We start from the raw sequence: 16540 nt of genomic DNA on the forward strand, positions 1-16540 counted from the left end.
CCCGCTCGGCTGCGCAGCAGTCGTAAAACCTGACTGCGCGGTGCATCAGGCAGATTGCGGTGGCATGGGGTTGGGAGTGCTGCGCAGTCCAGCGGGAGCAAGCTCCCTCGCCACAGAAGAGGTGCACGGCCCCGGACTATCGGCTACTTCCGCCATCGTCGCCCTGCCTGCTGCCTCTGAAACACCGCTACCCTTGTGGCAAGGGAGCTTGCGGGGATTCTGCGACCGCTCCTCCCGCAGTCCTTTACATTTTTTTCCCCACGGCCAACCACCGTCTAAGCTTTAGACAAGTCCGATCAATCTGCGTGAATGGATCAGTCGACTATGGGTGCTTTGTGGCAAACCGATTCGAGTAAAACCGTGGTCCCGACTGAACGTGTGGATGAAGCGCCTGTCCCTGAAAAACCCCGCCGCAATCGGCACGGGTGGAAGGCTTTCTGGTTGTTGTTTGTGATCATCGCGGTCGTCGTGGGACTCGCCGCGTCGAAAGAAATGCGCACTTCGCGCTTCCAGGCGCGGGAACTGAGCCAGTACGCCGCTTCGCTGACCTACAAACTCGAACCCGGGCCCAGCGAAGCGATTCGTTATCCGGGCAACGGCCCGTTCGATCTGCGCCTGGGTTACAGCTCGCTGGATGAATTTCTGCCACGCCTGCTCAAGCGCAATTACGTGATCACCGAGCAGACGCGCTTCTCCCCTGCCCTGCTCAGCTACACCGACAAAGGCCTGTTCGTGCCCTATTCGGAGAAGATCCAGGCCGGACTGTCGATCACCGATTGCCGGGCCGCGCCGCTGTACCGCTACAACTATCCGCAACAGCTGTACCCGGACTTCGCAGCGATTCCGCCGGTGGTGGTCAGCAGCCTGCTGTTCATCGAAAACCGTTTTCTCCTCGACCCGAAACAACCGCTGGCCAATCCGGCGGTGGACTGGCCGCGCTTCGGCATGGCGGCGTGGTCGCAAGTGGCGAAACTGCTGCGCCTTCCCGGGCAATCGGCCGGCGGCAGCACCCTGGCGACGCAACTGGAAAAGTACCGTCACTCGCCTGAGGGCCTGACTTCATCCGGCGCGGAGAAAATCCGCCAGATGATTTCCGCCAGTGTCCGCGCTTATCAGGATGGCCCGCAGAGCCTCGGCGCGCGGCAGAACATCGTCCGTGACTACCTCAACAGCGTGCCGCTCTCGGCGGTGCCCGGCCACGGCGAAGTGCATGGCATGGCCGAAGGCTTGCGGGTCTGGTACGGCAGCGATTTCAACAAGGCCAACGAGCAATTGAACAGCCCGGCGACCGACCCGCAGACCATGGCCGCCAAAGGCCTCGCCCTGCGGGAAATGCTCTCGCTGATGATCGCCCAGCGCCGCCCTTCCCACTACCTGACCAAGGGCCGCGAAGAGCTGGCCAACCTCACCGACAGCCACCTGCGCCTGCTCAAGCAGAACGGCGTGATCGACAGTGCCCTGGCCGATGCCGCACTGGCGAGCACCGTGTCGTACCGCGACTGGCAAACCCAACCCACCCTGCAGCCGATCGAAACCAACAAGGGCATCAGCGTCGCTCGCAGCCGTCTGGCGAGCATGCTCAACCGGCCGCTGTACGACCTCGACCGCCTCGACCTGTCGGCCACCAGCACTCTGCAGGGCGACCTGCAAACCCAGGCCACCGCTTACCTGAAAAAACTCGCCGATCCGGCTTATGCCGCCGAAATCGGCCTGCTCGGCGAACGCTTGCTGACGCCCACCAGTACCACGCAAGTGCGCTACAGCTTCACCCTGTTCGAACTGACCCCGGACGGCTCCCGCGTGCGCGTGCAGACCGACAGCACCGACCAGCCGTTCGACATCAACGAGGGCAGCAAGCTCGAACTGGGCTCCACCGCAAAAATGCGCGTGCTCACCACTTACCTGCAAATCGTCGCCGAGCTGCACGACAAGTACGGCGCGATGAGCGTGACGGAACTGAAAAAGGTCGAGATACCGGATCAGGATCGCCTCAGCCGTTGGGTCATCGACTACCTGATCCAGAACAAGGACCACGACCTGTCGAAGCTGCTCGGCGCTGCGCTGGATCGCAAATACTCGGCCAGCCCCGGCGAGGCGTTTTTTACCGGCGGCGGGCTGCACACCTTTCACAACTTTCGCAAAGAGGACAACGGGCGCCTGCCCACTTTGCGCGATTCATTGCGCGAGTCGATCAACCTGCCGTTCATTCGCCTGATGCGCGATATCGTCCGTTACACCACCTACTCAGGACCCAACGGCGAATTGCTCAAGGATGATCGCGACCCGCGTCGTCAGGAATACCTGGCCAGTTTTGCCGACCGCGAAGGCACCTCGTTCCTGCTCAAGTTCTGGAAGAAGTACAGGAACAAGGACACTCAAGCGCGGCTCGATACCTTCCTCGACAGCATGCGCCCGACGCCGATCCGTATGGCGGCCGTGCATCGCTATCTGCTGCCGGAAGCCAGCCAGGAAGATTTCAACCGGTTCGTGCGCTCGCACCTCAAGGGCACCAAACTCAACGAAAAACTCACGGACGACCGCCTGATCCGCCTCTACGATTCGTATGGCCCCGGCAGTTACGACCTGCCCGACCAAGGCTTTATCGCCAAGGTGCATCCACTGGACCTGTGGCTGATCGGCTACCTGCTGCATCACCCGGAAGCGACCTTCAGCGAGATCGTCAAGGCCAGCCATTTCGAGCGTCAGGAAGTCTACAGCTGGCTGTTCAAGAGTCGCCACAAGGGTGCGCGCGACAGTCGTATCCGCACCATGCTCGAGATCGAAGCCTTCCTCGACATCCACCAGCGCTGGCAGAAAGTCGGCTACCCATTCGACCACCTGGTGCCGTCACTGGCCACGGCCATCGGCAGTTCCGGCGACCGCCCCGCCGCACTCGCCGAGCTGATCGGCACCATCCTCAATGACGGCGTGCGCATGCCGACGCTGCGCATCGACAGCCTGCACTTCGCCGCCGGCACGCCCTACGAAACCCGACTGGTCAATGATCCGCATGTCGGCAAACGGGTAATGCCGGTGGAAGTCGCCAGAGCCATGCGCGAGGCATTGTCGCAAGTGGTCGATGCCGGTACCGCCAAACGGGTCTCGGGCAGCTTCAAATTGCGCGACGGTACGCCGCTGGCCATGGGCGGCAAAACCGGCACCGGCGACAACCGCATTGCCGCGATCGGTTCTGGCGGGCGGATCATCAGTTCGAAGTCGATCAACCGCACGGCGACCTTTGTGTTCTACATCGGCGATCACCATTTCGGCACCCTCACCGCCTTCGTCCCGGGACGCTCGGCAGAGAACTTCAAGTTCACCTCGGCCCTGCCCACGCAAGTGCTCAAGGGCATGGCGCCGATCCTCACGCCATATCTGCAGCCGGGCAGCGACTCGCAATGCAAACCGACGCAGACCGCCAGCGTGGCCATGCTCGAGGCGCCGCGCCCTACAACGAGGTAACAAATCGTGTCGGCTTTTTCTGCATCAGGGTGACGATTCTTCGCTTCGGTGGGTGGTATCCCTGCATTTTTCAGATTCGAATTCCTGTCGGGTTGCTGACCCGCAGCGAGGTTTGCCTCCCGATCTTTGAACTTTTGTTTTGTCCTGCCCTGAGTAGGCTGATCATTCCTCCACAATCAAGGATGATTGGCCATGTCTCTCTCCCCCCAGCCTGCGGTCAACGCGGACAAAGGGCGGCACTACGAATTCATCAAGTCCGCCGTCAACGACAATTTCAAAACCGCCACCGTCAGCCGGGGCCTCGCCTTGGCAGCCTCGCCACTGAAGATTCAATCCTGGTACACCACCGCGCCCGCTCCTTACCTGCTCAGACTCGCGATTGCCAATCTCAAGGCCTGGGGCTCGCAGAACCGGGTGGATCATCTGCTGGCGAAAACCGATCTGCATGCCTTCGCCGAGCCGCTGCTGAAGGCAAGCATCAAGGAGCGACACGGCATCGAGCCGGACGTCAAACGCACCTTTCTGCGCCTTTACCTGCCCAAGGACAAACCGTGGTACGCCATCGATGTTTCCAAGGGCGTTGTGACCCGCACCGTCTCGCTACTGGACGCCGCCCTGCACAACTTCGCCAGCAGTGAAACGGTCGGTGACGGCTCGGACTACATCAGCCAACCCGACGCGCGAGGCTTGTTCGATGTCCTGCCGATCAAAGGTGCCATGCCCATTAGCCAGTTCCAGACGCTGTGCCGCGAGCTGGATATCGGCGCGCAGTATAAAAAACATCTGGAGAGCTACCTGCTGCCCGGCGAGCCTCTGGCCGAAGCCGTGCTGCAACACAAGGTGAGCGAGAGTCAGAAAGACGCCCTCGCCGTCGCCGCACACCTGGCGCTGATCAAGGAAGACATCCAGTACGACACCTACAAAATGCTGTTGAGCCTGGCCGAAGGCAGTCCGCAACTGCTGCTCAATGGCCGCGCAATGCAGTGCTCTGACCTGTCGCTGCTCGGCACCCGGCTGACCGGCGTCCTGGTGTTGACCCACGCCGTGACGGACAAGCGTGGCATCCGACGCCTGATCGTCTACGTCCCCCACGACCCGGATCACCCGCTCAAGGAGTACGACTCTTTGAAAGCCTTCCGCGATGAACTGACGCGTCAGCTTCGCGACGACCGGCTCAGCGAATCGACCGGACAGACCTATCGCCAATTCTTCAGCCAGTTCGTCGATCAGCAGCAGCGCGGGCACTTCTTTGCCGAGCTCGAGCAACGGCTGTTCATCGCCAGGTACCACGCGAGTCAGGCCCCGTCCGACCCGCTGCCGCCGTGGCACAAGGTGACGGTAGAGAATCCCAATCTGCGCTTCGCTCGGGTGAAATTGCAGGGCGATTACTGGCGCCACGCTTATCAGCAAAAACTCGACAAGGTTCTCAATGACGCCCGGGAAATCGCCGTTTCCACCGCGGACACCGACAGCAAGGCGCGCTGGGCGTGGTGGGACAACTTCAAGAAAATTCTCTCGGACATTTTCAATGTCGCGCTGTTGATCGCCACCCCATTCGTGCCGGGGCTGGGCGAACTGATGATGGCCTACACCGCTTACCAACTGACCAGCGACGTCATCGAAGGCATCGTCGATCTGGCCGAAGGCCTTTGGCAGGAAGCCGCCGGGCATGTCATCAGCGTGGTCACCGACATTATTCAATTGGCCGCCTTCACCGCCGGCGCACAGATCGGCGAAGCGTTTCGCGTGAAGCTGTCACCGCTGGTGGACGGCATGAAACCGGTCAGGCTGCCCGATGGCAAAGCGAGTTTATGGCACCCGGACCTGAGCCCCTACGAACGCAACGAACTGATGCTCCCTCCAGACGCCAGACCCGACCGCCATGGCCTGCATCAGTACGGCGACGAAACCGTCCTGCCACTGGAGGGCAAGCTGTACTGTGTCGAAAAACCCTCGCCGCCAGCCACGTCCAACACCCACCGCATCAAACACCCGCGCCGCGCCAACGCCTACCAACCAAAGATCGAACACAACGGCCACGGTGCCTGGCGGCATGAACTGGAAACCCCGCAAGACTGGTCGAACGAAACGTTGATGCGGCGTCTGGGCCACAGCGTCGAACGCTTTTCGCCCACGCAACTGGAGCAGGTGCGCATCAGCAGCGGCACCGATCACAGCGCGCTGCGCCAGATGCATATCGACAACAGTCCGCCGCCACCGCTGCTGGCCGACGCGGTCAAACGCTTCAGCGCTTACGACGACGTAGTCACGGCGAGTGCCGACATCCGTGGCGGTCGGCCGATCGACCCTCAAGCGGTCTGGCTGGAACCGCTGTTGACCGCGTTGCCCGGCTGGCCTGACGGCAAAGCGCTGGAGGTGTTCGCCGATGCCAGCCTGAGCGGTCATTCGCGCAAGTACGGCGACCCGCAGGCTGCGCCGGCCGATACCTTGAGCATCAGCCTCGGCGATCTGAACGCCGGCCGGTTGCCGGATCGGCTGGCGGACTTCCTCACCGACAGAGAAATCCATAATCTGCTGGGGCACGACGTTGCCCGTGCCGATCGTGCGAGCGCCTTGCGCAATCGACTGGCGGATGCCGTGGATGAGCGCCGTGGCGCCGTTTTCCGGCATGTCTATCGAGCCTTGGAAAGACCCGACAAAGCCGACATCAGAATCGTCAGACAGACTTTCCCGGAGCTGCCATTGCCGCTGGCCGAGAAGCTCCTGTCCCAGGCCAGATCCACCGAACTGCAAAGAATCGCCGACGAACAACGCCTGCCGTTACGCCTCAAGACTCAGGCTCGGGAACTGGATTTCGAAGCCAGCGCGGCCCGCGCCTACGATGGTTTTTATCACGACGAACTGATGACGGCCGACACCGAACGCCTGGCGCTCAACACCCTCAGGCTCAATACCGACACCTTCGCCGATCTGCGCCTGGAAGTCCGCGATGGCAGCTACGACGGGACATTGCGCTGCAGTGTCGGGCCGGATGACGCAAGCACTGTCCGACGCCTGATCCGCGACGAACACGGCCGCTACGAAGTACTCGACGTGCACAATAAAAAACTGCATGACGCCGATGATTTCCATGAGTCGATTCTGCATGCCGTGCCCGCCGAAACACTGCCTGCCGTGGGTTATCAACGCGGTCAGGGACGCCCGCTGAAACTGTGGATCATGGAACAGGCCGAGCCCCCCGCGCAGCGCCGAACCGCACTGGCCGAGCCGCCCATCCGGCCTGAGGCGACGATTGAAACCGAAACGCTGGTACGCGGTTTGTCCCGGTTCTTTGGGAGCCGGACGCCAGATCAACGCATCGAGCAGCTTTACCCGACAATGAATGCACGTGCGAGAAACGCGTTCATTGAAACCCTGACGCGCCAGAGCAAAGGCAACACCCTCGATGCCATCGCAAAGCTGGAAAACGAGCGCAAGGATTTGCACAAGGCATTACAGGCGTGGCGTGACGATCACCCCATCGGCATGGATGACGCGGGAGAACCGGGCTACGGCGCCTCCAGGGATTACATGCAGACCGGCGGCAATCACATCGAACAACGGATGATTGAATGCTTCAAACGCCAGAGCGATGTTTTCGACGAACCCGACATCCATCCCGAGCAAGGCTACACGCTGGACCTCACCACCGAGTTCGGCGGCAAGGATCTCGAACGCTGGTGGAAGGATTTGCGCCAGCGCCCCGACATGAACAAGCACATCGACAAGATCACCGCACTGAGGATCAACAAAACCTCACTCTCGGCAGATCCGGATGGATTGCTCGGCAGTTTCCCCCATCTGCGCCGATTGAACGCCCGCCAATGCGAACTGAAAGAAATCCCGTCCAGCATCGGCCAGATGCGTCAACTCGAGGATCTGGATCTGGCCGACAACCTCATCCGTCTCACACCGCGATCCAGCGAACGGCTCAAGGAACTGGTGCGGCTGCGCTCGCTGAACCTGAACGGCAATCCACTGCGCACGCCACCCGATGTCGGCCGCATGTATCGGCTGGAGGAGCTGAGTCTGGCCAAAACCGATATCCACACCTGGCCCGAAGGGCTGTTCAAGGTGGGCAGCATCAACCGACACCGCCCACGGGGGTTCATGCTCGACATGCGCAAGGCGCCGATCGACACCTTGCCCGAGGTCACGCCCGGGTCCGATCAGGCCTTCGTCCTGAGTCGGGCAAGGTTTGATACGGAAAAACTGACCAATGAAGAGCGGGTCCGCTATCAACACTATCGCAGCTCCTCAGGCCTGGGTTATGTGATCGATTATCCACAGGCATCCAGCACCGAACTCAGCCATTGGCAAGAACCCTTCGATGAGCCTGAGCATTACAGCCCGTCCGTGGCGTTCAGAAAATATCGCGAAGAATCCTGGTTCGACCTGATGGCCGAGCCCGACTCCGCCGGTTTTTTCAGCGTGATTGCCAAGCAAAGAGAAAGCGCGGATTACCGGACGAATCCCGCACGAAAAAAGCTGACCAGACGCGTCTGGGAAATGGTCGAAGCCGCAACGCTGGACTCGGAACTGCGCGAAAAACTGTTCAGACAGATTGTCTCCCCTGACGACTGTGGGGACCTCGGTGCGCAACTGTTCAACTCCCTCGGAATGAAGGTGCTGGTGTCCAGAGCCTATGCAGAACAGACATCCGCCAAGGTGCTGGACAACAAACTCGTGCGCCTGGCGCGCAGTGCTGCGCGGCTGGATCTGGTGAGCGACGAAGCCCGCGTTGAATACAGCCGTCAGGCACAACAGAACCTCATCGATCCGGGCAACCCGCCCCCGGACGAAGTGGAAATCCATCTGGCGTTCGAGAAAGGCCTGGCAGAACGACTGGAACTGCCCTGGCAGTCCGAAGCGATGCTTTATGAGGAGCGTTCCGGCGTAACAAAACAGGAGATCGAAACGGCGTACAGGATGATCGTGAAGCGGGAACAGGGCGACGGCCTGGTCAATGCAATGATTGATCTCTCCTCAGACAATTTCTGGGAGCGTCACCTGCGCAAAACCCACCCGACCCAATACGAACGCAATGATCGTCTCTTTGAGGACAGACTCGAATGGCTTGATGAATTGCGCACGGCACAGGCGCAATGGGCCACCCTCACTGATCGAACGCAGTTCAATGCATTGACGCGAAAACTGGAAGCCCTCGCGACCCGGCTTGGCATCCCCCACGCCGAGATATTCACCGACGAACCCATGAGCCAGCGCCGCTACAACAGGCTGCTTGATGACCTCGGCTACCAGCGCAAGGAACTGTCCCGACAACTGACCCGTGAGGCGATGAGACTGGCGGGCCTTTAACGGCAGGTTTGCAACCCGGCCAGCCCCGACAAGGACTGGCCGGACGGCACGCTGCCGACAACCGGCGCCAGCACAGGACCGTTCCATGTTCGCCCGATGCGACAGCATTTTTCCGCTGCGGCATAAACCGGCGCACACGGATAGCTGTGCATATCGATCACTGCGCACCCGGCGCTCTGGCGTTGAACATCAGCACCACATTGCCGTAATAATCCCCGGAGCGATAACCACCCTCCGGTTCGATCGGGTCGATCTTCAACGCCACGCGCTTGCCCCCGGCGGCTTCCTCCTCGGACAAGACCTGGCGCGGGGTGACGTGCGAACTCAGTTCGACATCGTTGAAAGAGACCCGCAGATCGATCACTTCACCGGGACGGCCGTTCTCCAGATAGGAGTCGTAGGCAAGCCGCGCCTCAATCGCGCTGCTGTCGTGGCGCACATCGAAATTGCGCATCAGCCCGCTGAGGGTCGCGCGCTGGTAATCCCACTCAAGCCGCTGCGGCCGGTGAATCCAGTCCGGTTCCGCCGGAATGATGTAGAACGGCCGACTGGGAATGGTCAGGGACACTTCGAACGTGTGCTCTTCGCGCGCGGCCCACGCCCCGACGCCGCTCAGCGCAGTGGCGGCCAGCAGCGCGGCGGCGGTGCATTGCTTGATCATGTTGGTTACCCGATGCGTCAATGGAAAACAAACCTAGCGACTGGCGATCTTCACGGTTTTCTTCTCGCTGCCTTCGATCAGGAAGAAGCTGTACTGACGGCCTTTCTCCTTGTCGAACGCAAAGCTCTTCCCTGCCAGCACATGGTGTTTGGTGGTCGCACCACAGTCGTTTTCCTTGCTCAGCGAACAGCTTTTGAACTCATCGACAATCAGTACGGTGTTGCCGTCGTTGCGCAGTTCATAGCGGCTGTCGGTGTCATTGATGACGGTGGCAAAACGCGCGTCTTTGGGCCGCACGAAGAAGATCGTGCCGAACCCGGTCATCACGTTGACCCCGGCGGAAAGCGAGTTTTTGTAGTCTTCGCGCTCTTCGCTGCTGACCACGAACTCGTCTTCCTTTTCCGGCACCACCGGAACGAAGCGCACGCGGAAATAGCGTTCGCGATCCCGCTCGCCCATGTACAGCAGACGCGTGCCCTGCATGCCCTGCGCCGGCACGATCAGCCGCGCCGGACTGGCCATCACACCGTTGCGTGAAGCGCCGTCAGCTGCGTTTTGCACAGGCACTTCCTGCGGCAGGCCATCGGCGCCGTAGATGATCTCCAGTACGTTGATCTTGACGAACGCGGTGGCGTCGCCACTGTTGAACACCCGTTTCAGATAGGTGCTTTTATCGGCGTCGAGATAATCATAGACAGTGCCGACATTGATCTGCGGCCCGGCCTGCGCCGTCAGGCAACACACACTGAGCACGCCCAGCAGAAAACCACGTTTCATCGCGTTCAACTCCATGAAAATCGAAAAAGGCCGGACTGCAGTGCTCACACATCCGAGTCCCAGATAATGGTGATGTTGCCGCGCAGCCGGTCGTTCTTGCCGGGGCGCAGGAGAAAGTCGATCGCCGCCGGTTCCAGCTCGAAATGCAGCGCACCGGGTTTGCGATCCACATAGATGCCCGGCTGGAACGGACCGACCCAGTTGTCGAAGTGCAAGGGAATTCGGTCAACGTCACCACCAGGGCCAGTGATGCCCGTGGGCAGGCTCATGGACACCTTGACCGGAACGCTATCGCCCAGGGGGCTGCCGAGGCTGCAGTACGGTCCGCCCATGGAATTGCACAGCATCATCACCTTGAAGCGCGACGACGCAGAGAGGTAGAAAGGTTGATCGCGGAAAATCCTTCTCGGCTTGCGCCCGCTGTCGAGCCACGGCGCCCAGCCGCCTTCGGGCTCCAGCGTGACTCTGTTGCCACCCGGTGGCAGATCGACTTTGAGGGTGTGCTGTACGTCCAGCACGAAGTCGAGGGTCAACTGCGTGTCATCCGGTTGCATCATGTAGCCCATGTGGAAATCGCCCCCGGGACCCATGGTGTAAGTAATCGATCCGGTATACAGACCGCTCGACATGCTCAACGGGTTAGGGGTCTTGAGCTCATAGGCGAAATCAAGCTTGTCGAAGTACATCCCGGGGATACGGAAAACGGTGTTTTTGGTGCAGGACGCCTCCAACGGGGTATGCCAGAAAAAACGATAGGTAGTGTCGGAATACCCCGCCAAGCCGCTGCCAACACAAGGCGAAGGGGCATAAAGCCAACCTGTTTCGGATTTCCAGAGCTTGTCATGTGCCTGCGCGGCGTTCGAAATTCCAGTGAGTTCCTGCACCCGATCACTCAGAAAATACCGGGAGCCTATGCCGGTAATGCGTACCTCGACGATCTCCGCTTCCTGGGTATCGCGATTCGTGATCGTCAACCGTCGCCAATCTGCTGGCACTTTCAAAGAGATGCCGTCACCCGGTACGAGTGGTCGGTCTGCGCTGTAGCGAACCGGCAACTCGATGCTGAACATTTTGCCGTCAGCGCATTTGCCGGGAAAAGCCACGCAATAGCCGCTATTGGGTGTCTGGTTGACGAACAGGTTTTTGCTCGGCTGCGACGGATCAGGTTGAAACAATGCGCGGATCTCCTGATTGATCGCCTGCGCCGGCAATATGCTCAGTGCCAGCGCCAATGCGCAGCCGCCTGTGATTATCTTCATGGAATCAACCTGCCTTCTGTTCGGTGGAGTTGACGTCAGCCAGCGTGTCCGGCGTGCAGCGCAGATCACCGATCATCAACACATTGTTTTCGCTGCGATGGCTGCCGGCATCGAGGCGGAACTGGCACAGCAACTGGTTGCCCTGACGCACTTCCAGGGTCGGTGAGCCGGCGTTCATTTCCATCGAGAAGAACCCGTCGACTTCGGTCACGCCACGGCTGGCGTGGTTGATCACGTGGTGGCCCTTGAGCGGACGCCCTTGCCCGTCCACCAGCCGGCCGAGCACGGTCAGGGTTTTCATCACACGGATCTTGCGGTACTCGACGCCGCCCTTGTTCAGGTGATAACGCGTACGCGCCGGTTGGATGGTGGCGGCCGGCACTGTGTTGCCTTCGAAATCGAAACTCACCGAGCTGTTCTGATACGCCGTGATCGGAATGAAATTGCGCCCCGGCTTCAACGCCGCCCCGCCACCGCTGTAATCGTCGGCGCGCAGGACGATGTCCTCGATGTCCGACTCCACATCCACGATCATCCCGGCACCGCGCACTTCACTCTGGCTGGTCATGAGCATCTGCTCGCCGCCCACCACCAGCGTGCTGTCGACGTTGAGGCCGCCGGTGAAGTTGCCGTTATAAGAGGAGCGCTGGATGAAACCGTCGCCGTTGACCGAATCGGTGCGGAAGTTCGCCAGGCTGGCGACACCTATGCCATAGGTGTCGGTGAGCGCCGTGAGCGAGACGTTTTGCAGCACGTGGTCCTTGAAGTCCCGGCGCCAGCCGAGCGAGGCGTTGTTGTCGCGCGCGCCGTCGCGGGCCGTGCGCGAACCGATGCTGCCGGTGATCTGCTGGCCGGGTGCGCCGAGGGCCATGTTGATGCTCAGGTCGACCCCGCGATTGCGCGCATCGCCGCTGCTGAAACTGCCCGGCCGATCGAAAATCGACAGGCGCCAACTGGCGTCGCTGCCCAGCACCAGGGTGCGCTGGGTCCAGCCCAGATCGAGGCCCATGCCTTCGACATTGCCCTCGCTGTGCGAGACCCGCGCGTTGACCGAGCTCCTGCTGCTGAGGCGATGGTTGAGCGCCAGCGACGAATTGCTGGTCTGGCCGATAAACACATTGCGCGGACGTACCCGGGTGCCATCGGGCAGGGTGTCGTAGGTGTTGGTGGTGTCGAGCCAACTGCGGTTGTGGCTGACAACAATGCTGCCGGCGCCATAGTTGTACAGGCTCTGCAGGTCGAGACCGGTGCCGTAGTCCTCGGTCTTGTAGACGTTGGCATACAGGCTGATGTGATTGGCCAGCGTCCAGTCGATCGACGTGCCGTACTGCAGCTTTTCCCGGATCTGCCGCGCCGAAGCGCCGACAATCACCCGTGGATGCAACAGATAGTTCACCGCCGCACCGGCGGTGGGACTGCCGCTCGCTTGCGTGTCCCAGTTGCTCAGCAGTTTGCTTTCTTCACCGGCAAACACGTTGTAGCGCCAGCGTTCGTCAAGGTTGCGCCAGTTGTTGGGCTTGTACACCAGCTCCTGGGTGGTGGAGGTGATCTGGCCGTCTTCGACCAGCCGCACTTCCACCTCATAGATGCCGCCGGGCAACGGTCGCGTGTCGAGGGTCTGCAGACCGGCCGGCACCGATTGCGTATTGATCAGCAAACCGTCACGCCAGATCTCCACCGAACCCTGGCGGTTGGCGGTCACGTAGATCGGGTAGACGCTGGGCATCGGACTGTTGATCGCCAGGCTGTCGGAGCTGCCGTACATGACGCCGACCGCCGTATCGGGACTTGTGCCGAACGTGCGCGGCTGGCGCGTCAGGCCTTCGGAATTGGGGGTGAAATAGCCCACGCGAAAGAAACTGCCTTGCAGTTCGCGCTGGGTGTGCAGCTCGTGGACGGCGTGATAAAGCTTGTCGTCAGGGCCGCCGAGCCGGGCCATTTGCAGGTTGAGCGTCTGGCTCCAGTTGCCCAGGCTGGCACTGGCTTCAAGACCAAAGCGCCCGCCGAGGTCCTGATCCTGGCCACCATTGAGGTTGAGCTGGTTGCGCACCATCAGGCCGCTGCTGCCGCCGCTCGGCTGCTCGTAATAGCGCTTGGCTTCAACGTCGCGCTCGGCGTTTTCGGTGACGATCGAGACCAGTGAGTTTTCCAGGTTGTAATGCACGGCCAGAAACTGCTCCGGGCACGAACCGCTGCACGCGCCCAGGGGCACGCCGGGCTTGAGGAAGCTTGCCCATTTTTCCCGCTCGGCGGGGCCGAAACGGTTTTCGCTGGTGTCGGTGAATTCGAGAAGCGTGATGCGATCATCGCGGGACAACACCACCATGGCCTCACCCAGCGGCTGCTGGTCGACTTCGACCCGCACCGCCAGCGGCACATCAAAGAAATGCTCCTCGAAATCCGCCGGCAAGCCCTTGGCCTGCGCCAACAGACTACGTGGCGTAGTACCGGCGGTGTTGGATGCGACGGCTGCGCTGGCACAAAACAACAGCGCAAGTGCAGCCGCGATGGGGGTCATCGGGAACATGAACTCGTACTCTGATTGACTGACTATGAAAGTCCGTCGGGGCAAACATCACTGCCTGCCCCGTCGGTTGACGCCGCTCGTGAAAAGCGAGCGTTTTGAATCCGGTCAGTCGATCAGTTGCCGCCAACCGGTGGCACGGCGTCGAAGATCATCGCCACGGAACCGGTGTAGTCACCCGGCTCGAAGTTGCTGCCCTTGGCGGAGATTTTCAGCGGTGCGCGATAGTTGACATCGGACTCGGCTTCACCAACGACCAGTTGTGGAGTCAGTGTCAGTTCCTTGTTGTTGAGCATCACTTGCAGTTCGATCGAAGTGCTGCCAGCGACCAGTTTCGGCAAGCTTTCCAGGCTGGCGTGAACCGAACCGTTGTTGTTGCGCACGTCGAAGAAACCGTTAACTTCGGCCATCTTGCCGGTGGTCGGCTGGTAGCTCATGTCCTGGTCCTTGTTGACCAGATCAGGATCGGTCGGCACCACGTAGAAGCCGTTGGTTGGCACGTGAGCGACGAGGCTGATGGAGTGCGAGGCTTCGCCCGCGGCGAAGGCGGTGGAGGTCATTGCCAGAAGAGCCAGTGGGGCAGCGATTGCGAATTTCTTGAGCATCGTTCAGTACCTGTTTGCTGTATATAAGGGGTTGTCATCGAAAGTTCATAAACCCTTGCCCCAGCAACTGCCGGATCAACTTGAACTTTCAACGGTGGGCATCATCGGCTGTTGACTCTGGAATGTAAGCAGGCAACTTCCGACAAACGCGTAGTTAAACAACCCCGCACCCCGCCAGAAAAAAGAACGAAAAACAGATACTTGCGATATTCGCTGTAAGTTACGCCCTACACACAGTTTATCGGGAAAAACCATACAGCAACTTGGGCGCTTTAACTCGGTAACTTTCGAGGAATTAGAATATATACTCAAGTGCAACTAGAGCGTTAACTTTAACTTCTTGGTCACGGCTTATCTTCCACGTCGAAAACATTCATCGGCGTTTTTCAAGGTGCGACCACTCGTCCGGCCAGGCCAATCCGGAGCCAGAAACGGCTTGCACGGACCTTAAGATATATCTTAAGTTGTATCTAAATACGACGAGAGAGAAAGCGAAAAATGAGAGACCATCATTCCCCCCACCGCGAACACGGTGATGGCCGCGACGGCTTCGAGAAGCGCCCCGGTCGCGAACGCGGTGGCCGTGGCCCGCGTGTTTTTGCCCCCGGTGATTTGAAGTTGCTGCTGTTGGCGTTGATCGCCGAACAGCCGTGCCATGGCTACGACCTGATCCGCCAGATCGAAGGCATGTTCGACGGCGCCTACAGCCCCAGCCCCGGGGTGATCTACCCGACCCTGACGTTTCTGGAAGAGAGCGACCTGATCGTCGGCGATGCCGAGGCCGGCAAAAAGCGTTACAGCGTGACCGACGCCGGTCGTCTGTCTTTGAGTGAACAAGCGGTGGCGCTCGACGGCGTTCGCATGCGCATCGACGTCAGCAAGCGCTCGCTGCGCGGCCATGACCGACCGCCGGAAATCCACGAAGCCGTGCACAACCTGCGTCATGCCCTGCAGTTGCACCATGGCCGCTGGAGCGCCGAGGAAATCCTGCGCGTGCGCGACCTGCTCAATGACACCGCCAAAGCCATCGTGGACGGCCCTGCCGTTCCACCTGCCCCGGAGAAAGCCGAATGACCGCAGTCGATACTCAAACCATCCACCGCGTAATGCATGAGATCAAACGGCGCAAACTTGAAGTTTTACGCGTCACCGAGCTGACCCCGCGCATGCGCCGCATCACCCTCGGCGGGCCGGAGCTGGCCGGGTTCATCAGCCTGGGCACGGACGATCACGTCAAACTGCTGTTCCCGCAGAACGCCGAACAAGCCGCGGCGCTGGAGACCCTGCAGCTCGGCGCCGGCAAGGACAACGGCCCGATGCCCGAGATGCGCGACTACACGCCGCGCCGCTACGATCTGGAAAAATTGGAGCTGGACATCGATTTCGTCCTGCACGGCGACGGCCCTGCCTCGACCTGGGCCGAGCAGGCACAACCCGGGCAGTTCCTGCACATCGGCGGGCCGCGCGGCTCGATGATCGTGCCGGACATCTTCGACAGCTACCTGCTGATCGGCGACGAAACCGCCCTCCCCGCCATCGCCCGCCGCCTCGAAAACCTCGCGGCCAATCGCAAGGCGCTGGTGGTGATCGAAGTGGAAAACGGCGCTGAACAGCAAATGCTCGAAAGCGCGGCGCAGTTCAATGTGATCTGGGTACTGCGCGAAGGTGGCAAGGACAACCTGCTGACCACGGTCAAACAACTGCAGGTGCCCAAGGGCAATCTGTATGCATGGGTAGCGACGGAGACCAAGGTCTCACGGCAGATTCGCCGGGTGCTGATCGATGAGCATGGGCTGGATGAACAGTTCATCAAGGCTGTCGGCTACTGGCGCGCGGAAGGCTCGGAAGAGGAGTAATGCTCCCCTGTAGGAGTGAGCCTGCTCGCGATAGCGGTCTGACAGTCGATATCTCAGGTGACTGACACACCGCGATC

At 60.6% G+C, this 16540-nt stretch carries 9 protein-coding genes; 4 read left to right on the top strand and 5 right to left on the bottom strand.

The genetic code is table 11. From position 1 onward, the window contains the following. Window positions 1-324: 324 nt before the first annotated feature. The gene (locus tag DCO47_RS19355; RefSeq protein ID WP_116658704.1) at window positions 325-3462 is read left to right on the top strand and encodes a transglycosylase domain-containing protein; all 3138 of its coding nucleotides are present in this window, start codon (window positions 325-327) and stop codon (window positions 3460-3462) included. 192 nt (window positions 3463-3654) lie between these two features. Then, window positions 3655-8781: a dermonecrotic toxin domain-containing protein gene (locus tag DCO47_RS19360; RefSeq protein WP_116658705.1), complete on the top strand. Its 5127-nt coding sequence runs from the start codon at window positions 3655-3657 to the stop codon at window positions 8779-8781. Window positions 8782-8938: 157 nt separating this feature from the next. On the opposite strand, the gene DCO47_RS19365 is transcribed toward DCO47_RS19360, so the two are convergent. The 5 genes from DCO47_RS19365 to DCO47_RS19385 all read right to left on the bottom strand — a co-directional run bounded on the left by DCO47_RS19365 (window position 8939) and on the right by DCO47_RS19385 (window position 14607). Then, entirely contained in the window at window positions 8939-9442 is a 504-nt protein-coding gene (locus tag DCO47_RS19365) for a CS1 type fimbrial major subunit (RefSeq protein WP_173867354.1), read from the bottom strand. A 33-nt stretch (window positions 9443-9475) separates the two neighbouring features. Beyond that, on the bottom strand, window positions 9476-10219 hold the full coding sequence (locus DCO47_RS19370) for a pilus assembly protein (protein WP_042608302.1): 744 nt from the start codon (window positions 10217-10219) through the stop codon (window positions 9476-9478). A 44-nt stretch (window positions 10220-10263) separates the two neighbouring features. Further along, window positions 10264-11478 (bottom strand): hypothetical protein, encoded by a 1215-nt coding sequence (locus DCO47_RS19375; protein ID WP_064361674.1) that lies wholly within the window; start codon window positions 11476-11478, stop codon window positions 10264-10266. A 4-nt stretch (window positions 11479-11482) separates the two neighbouring features. After that, complete coding sequence (locus DCO47_RS19380; RefSeq protein ID WP_116658706.1) at window positions 11483-14005, bottom strand: CS1-pili formation C-terminal domain-containing protein; 2523 nt, start codon at window positions 14003-14005, stop codon at window positions 11483-11485. A 113-nt stretch (window positions 14006-14118) separates the two neighbouring features. Beyond that, a complete protein-coding gene (locus DCO47_RS19385) occupies window positions 14119-14607 on the bottom strand; it encodes a CS1 type fimbrial major subunit (protein WP_042608305.1) in 489 nt (162 codons plus the stop codon). 498 nt (window positions 14608-15105) lie between these two features. On the opposite strand from DCO47_RS19385, the gene DCO47_RS19390 reads away from it, so the two are divergent. Then, complete coding sequence (locus DCO47_RS19390; RefSeq protein ID WP_116658707.1) at window positions 15106-15681, top strand: PadR family transcriptional regulator; 576 nt, start codon at window positions 15106-15108, stop codon at window positions 15679-15681. After that, window positions 15678-16463, top strand: a complete 786-nt coding sequence (locus DCO47_RS19395; protein ID WP_116658708.1) for a siderophore-interacting protein — start codon at window positions 15678-15680, stop codon at window positions 16461-16463. Before DCO47_RS19390 ends, DCO47_RS19395 begins: the two co-directional genes overlap by 4 nt. Window positions 16464-16540: the final 77 nt, after the last annotated feature.

Origin of the sequence: Pseudomonas sp. NDM, from assembly GCF_003105095.1 — a bacterium.
Taxonomy (GTDB): Bacteria; Pseudomonadota; Gammaproteobacteria; order Pseudomonadales; family Pseudomonadaceae; genus Aquipseudomonas; species Aquipseudomonas moraviensis_A.